This is a genomic window from Mesorhizobium sp. M7A.F.Ca.CA.001.08.2.1 (assembly GCF_003998455.1).
Classification (GTDB): Bacteria; Pseudomonadota; Alphaproteobacteria; order Rhizobiales; family Rhizobiaceae; genus Mesorhizobium; species Mesorhizobium ciceri.
In genome coordinates this window covers 1-4,291 of sequence record NZ_RZPW01000559.1, presented here as the reverse complement: position 1 = coordinate 4,291, position 4,291 = coordinate 1, and the positions used below count along the sequence as shown (strand labels likewise).

At 65.4% G+C, this 4,291-nt stretch carries 5 protein-coding genes; 1 reads left to right on the top strand and 4 read right to left on the bottom strand.

Annotated features, from left to right (window positions below; genetic code table 11):
- The 4 genes from hemW to rph all read right to left on the bottom strand — a co-directional run.
- A partial coding sequence (hemW, locus tag EN914_RS26240; RefSeq protein WP_127389349.1) for a radical SAM family heme chaperone HemW occupies positions 1-1,075 on the bottom strand: 1,075 nt, incomplete at its 3' end.
- Positions 1,072-1,719 carry an RdgB/HAM1 family non-canonical purine NTP pyrophosphatase gene (rdgB, locus tag EN914_RS26235; RefSeq protein ID WP_024502184.1) on the bottom strand — a complete coding sequence of 216 codons (648 nt, stop codon included), beginning with the start codon at positions 1,717-1,719 and terminating at the stop codon, positions 1,072-1,074. The genes hemW and rdgB, both read right to left, overlap by 4 nt.
- Complete coding sequence (locus EN914_RS26230) at positions 1,719-2,129, bottom strand: VOC family protein (protein ID WP_024502185.1); 411 nt, start codon at positions 2,127-2,129, stop codon at positions 1,719-1,721. The genes rdgB and EN914_RS26230 overlap by 1 nt, the downstream gene beginning before the upstream one ends.
- 183 nt (positions 2,130-2,312) lie before the next feature.
- Positions 2,313-3,029, bottom strand: a complete 717-nt coding sequence (gene rph, locus EN914_RS26220; protein ID WP_013528632.1) for a ribonuclease PH — start codon at positions 3,027-3,029, stop codon at positions 2,313-2,315.
- A 157-nt stretch (positions 3,030-3,186) separates the two neighbouring features.
- Between rph and hrcA the strand changes: the two genes are divergently transcribed.
- Entirely contained in the window at positions 3,187-4,284 is a 1,098-nt protein-coding gene (gene hrcA / locus EN914_RS26215) for a heat-inducible transcriptional repressor HrcA (RefSeq protein ID WP_013528633.1), read from the top strand.
- Positions 4,285-4,291 lie beyond the last annotated feature (7 nt).

Sequence of the window (4,291 nt, the reverse complement as noted above, 5' to 3'; positions counted from 1 at the left end):
GCCCTTCGCCCTGCAGCATCGACAACCGCTCGCTCGACAGGCCGCGCCCGGAGAACGCCTCGTAGCGGGCGAGGTCGATGCCTTCGGCCAGCCGCAGGCCCATCAGCAGGAATTCGTCGGCCTCTTCCGAACGCGTCAGGATCTCGCCGCCGGTGACGCCATGGCCCTTGGCCTCGACCAGATTGGCCCAGGTTTCCGGCATCCGCTCGGCGATTGTCACCGTGCGCCGGCCGTTCTCGACGAAGCGGCCATGCGCGCCCGGCCCGACGCCGACATATTCGCCATAGCGCCAGTAGGTCAGGTTGTGCCGGCTCTCGGCGCCCGGCCTGGCGTGGTTGGAAATCTCGTAGGCCGGCAGGCCGTGCGCCGTGGTGATCTCCTGCGTCAGCGCATAGAGGTCGGCGGCATGGTCGTTGTCGGGGATGACGAATTTCTTTGCCGCATGCAGCGCGTGGAAGGGCGTGCCTTCCTCGATGGTCAACTGGTAGAGCGACAGATGGTCGGCGGCATGGCCGATCGCCTGTTCCAGCTCCGATGCCCAAGCCTCCGGCGTCTGGCCGGGGCGGGCGTAGATCAGGTCGAAGGACAGCCTTGGGAATATTTCTCGCGCGAAGCCGATGGCGTGCAGGGCCTGTTCGACATTGTGCAAACGGCCGAGGAAGCGCAAATCCTTGTCGTTCAGCGCCTGCACGCCGAGCGACACGCGATTGACCCCGGCTGCCCGATAGCCGCGAAAGCGCTCGGCCTCGACCGAGGACGGATTGGCCTCCAGCGTCACCTCGATGCCGGCAGGCACAGTCCAGTTCTTCGCCACGGCGTCCAGAACCCTGGCCACGGTTTCCGGCTTCATCAGCGAGGGCGTGCCGCCGCCGAGAAAAACGCTGGTCACCTCGCGCGGCCCGGTGCGCTCGCGCATCGTCGCCAGTTCGGCCTCGAAGGCGGCGGCAAAGCGCTCCTGGTCGACCGGCTGGTGGCGAACATGGCTGTTGAAGTCGCAATAGGGGCATTTGGCCGCGCAGAACGGCCAGTGGACATAGACGCCGAAGCCGGGCGTCCGGTCGAGCAGCATGCTCATGCCGAGCCCAATCGAGCTTGGGCGAATTTCTGGAAGGCGCGGGCGCGGTGCGACAGCGCCGTGGCCTGGCCGGGCTTCCAGCCATGCTTTTCCTCGGCGCTCATTTCGCCGAAGGTTTTTTCGAAGCCATCGGGCAGGAACACAGGATCGTAGCCGAAGCCGAGCTCGCCGCGCGGTGGCCAGACCAGCGTGCCCTCGGCCTCGCCGCGATAATATTCGGCCTCGCCGTCGGGAAACGCCAGGCAGATGACGGCGACAAAGCGTCCCTTGCGCTGCTCCGGCAAGGCGGCGCCGACCTCCTGCAGCGCCACTTCGGTGCGTTGCATGGCCATGCCGAAGTCACGCGAACCGTCCGGGGTTTCGGCCCAGTTGGCGGTGTAGACGCCGGGCGCGCCGTCAAGCGCGTCGACGCACAGGCCGGAATCGTCCGACAGCGCCGGCAGGCCGGTCGCCTTGGCGGCGGCGAGCGCCTTGATGTAGGCGTTCTCCTCGAAGGTGGTGCCGGTCTCGTCCGGCTCCGGCAGGCCATACTCCCTGGCCGACTTCGCTTCGAAGCCGAACGGTCCCATCAGGTCGGCGAATTCGCGCAGCTTGCCCTCATTATGGCTGGCGACGACGATCTTCTTGCCATCGAGAGAATGCATCAAAGGCCCCAGATTCTTGGCTCGGCAAATTCGATCGAATTGCCCGAGGGGTCGCGTATATAGATCGAACGGCCGCCCTGCGGCCACTCGAATTCGCTCTCGATGGCGATCTTCTTTGCCTCCAGATGGGCTTTCCAGCCGGCGATTTCATCGGCGGTCGCCGTAAAGCAGAGATGACCTTGGCCGACCGCGCCGTGCGGTGGCACCGGCAGCCTCGCGTCAGGCGCCGGCGGGATCTTGGTTGCCTCGGCGTTGAAGACGAGCAGCACGCCGGGGCCGCAGCGGAAGAACAGGTGGCGGCCGTCGACCTTGCCGAGGAGATTGAGGCCGAGGATGTCGGTGTAGAAGGTTTCGGCGGCGGGCAGGTCTGTGACGTAGAGGGCCGATTCCAGGATCGCGGAGGGTGTCACGAGGCGCCCCCCTCTGGCCTGCCGGCCATCTCCCCCTCAGGTGGGGAGATTGGCAGCTTCTGCATTGTCGCGCGCCCTACAACGCCGGAGATTGGCGAAGCCCTAGATGACATCCGATCTCCCCACTTGAGGGGGAGATGGCCGGCAGGCCAGAGGGGGGCGCTCAGGCTCGACATCTAAAAACTAAGCCACTGCCATCTGCTGCAAACTCACCAGGCGCTGGATGCCTTTCTTGGCCAGGCCCATCAGGTCCGCGAACTGCTCCTCGGAGAAAGGCTCGCCCTCGGCGGTGCCCTGGATCTCGACGATGCCACCCTTGCCTGTCATGACGAAATTGGCGTCGGTGCCGGCCGCTGAATCCTCGATATAGTCGAGGTCGATGACCGGCTGGCCGTCATGGATGCCGCAGGAGATCGCCGCGACATGGTCCTTCAGCACCTTGGCGACGCTGGCCATCTGGCGCGCTTCCATCCAGCGCAGGCAGTCATACAGCGCCACCCAGCCGCCGGTGATCGATGCGGTGCGGGTGCCGCCATCGGCCTGGATGACGTCGCAGTCGACGGTGATCTGCTGTTCGCCCAACGCCTGCAAATCGACCACGGCGCGCAAGGAGCGGCCGATCAGCCGCTGGATTTCCAGCGTGCGGCCGCCCTGCTTGCCGGCCGAAGCCTCACGGCGCATGCGCTCGCCGGTCGAGCGCGGCAGCATGCCGTATTCCGCCGTCACCCAGCCCTTGCCGGAGTTGCGCATCCAACCCGGCACTTTTTCCTCGAGGCTGGCCGTGCACAGGACATGCGTGTCGCCGAACTTCACCAGGCATGAGCCTTCGGCATGCTTGGAGACGCCACGCTCGAAGGAGATGGCACGCATTTCGTCGAATTGGCGTTTGGAAGGGCGCATTCAGGGCTGCTTTCTTGTCATTTTTCGGAATCTTGGCCGGCTTGTAACCGCATGGGACGCGTGGCGCAAAGGAAAATGGCCTGACGATCGGACACAGACACCGGGTTGCGCGGGTGCAGTGTAAGTCTATATCCTTGGGCCGGAGGTTTTTGGCCGTATGACCAAGGCAGTCGATCCCGCTTCGCAGTCGCCCGCGCTTCAGTCGCCAGTATTCCAGGCGCTCGACATGCGTTCCCGCGACATCTTCCGGCGCATCGTCGATTCCTATCTCAGGGACGGTGAACCGGTGGGATCGCGCAGCCTGTCGCGTATCCTGCCGTCCTCACTGTCGCCGGCGACTATCCGCAACGTGATGAGCGACCTCGAGCATCTCGGCCTGATCTACGCGCCGCACATTTCGGCCGGCCGGCTGCCGACGCAGGCCGGCCTGCGTTTCTTCGTCGATGCCTTCATGGAGCTTGGCGACCTTTCCGACGAGGAGCGCCGCGCCATCGAGGCACAGGTGCGGGCGTCCGGCTCCGGTGCGACGCTGGAGCACATGCTGACCGAGGCCAGCCAGATGCTGTCGGGCATGTCGCGCGGCGCCGGCCTGGTGCTGGCCGCCAAGAACGAGGTGGCGCTGAAGCACATCGAATTCATCCAGCTTGAGCCGACGAAGGCGCTGGCGGTGCTGGTGTCGCAGAATGGCGACGTCGAAAACCGCGTCGTCGACCTGCCCGCCGGCATCACCGTCTCGCAACTGCACGAGGCCTCGAATTTCCTCAACGCCCATATACGCGGTCGCACGCTTGCCGAGGCGCGGATCGAGATCGCTCGCATCAAGGAAGAAACCAGGGCCGCGCTCGACACGCTGTCGCAGGACCTGGTGGAGAAGGGGCTGGCGGTGTGGGCCGGCGCCGACAGCGGCCTGCCGGCACGGCTCATCGTGCGCGGGCGTGCCAATCTGCTTGAAAACGTCACCGCCCAGGCCGACATCGAGCTGCTGCGCCATCTGTTCGAGGACATGGAGACGCAGGACGGGCTTATCCAGCTGCTTGACCTCGCCGAGCAGGGCTCGGGTGTGCGCATCTTCATCGGCTCGGAAAACAAGCTGTTTTCGCTGTCGGGCTCGTCGCTGGTCGTCGCCCCCTATCGCGACAAGGATGCCCGCGTCGTCGGCGCGCTCGGCGTCATCGGCCCGACCCGGCTGAATTACGCGCGCATCGTCCCAATGGTCGACTATACGGCGCAGTTGATTTCACGCATGCTGCGCTGAGCTGATC

Excerpts from the sequence above, each read along its gene's own strand:
- rdgB (WP_024502184.1), bottom strand. The coding sequence starts at position 1,719 with ATGCATTCTCTCGATGGCAAGAAGATCGTCGTCGCCAGCCATAATGAG.
- rph (WP_013528632.1), bottom strand. The coding sequence starts at position 3,029 with ATGCGCCCTTCCAAACGCCAATTCGACGAAATGCGTGCCATCTCCTTC.
- hrcA (WP_013528633.1), top strand. The coding sequence starts at position 3,187 with ATGACCAAGGCAGTCGATCCCGCTTCGCAGTCGCCCGCGCTTCAGTCG.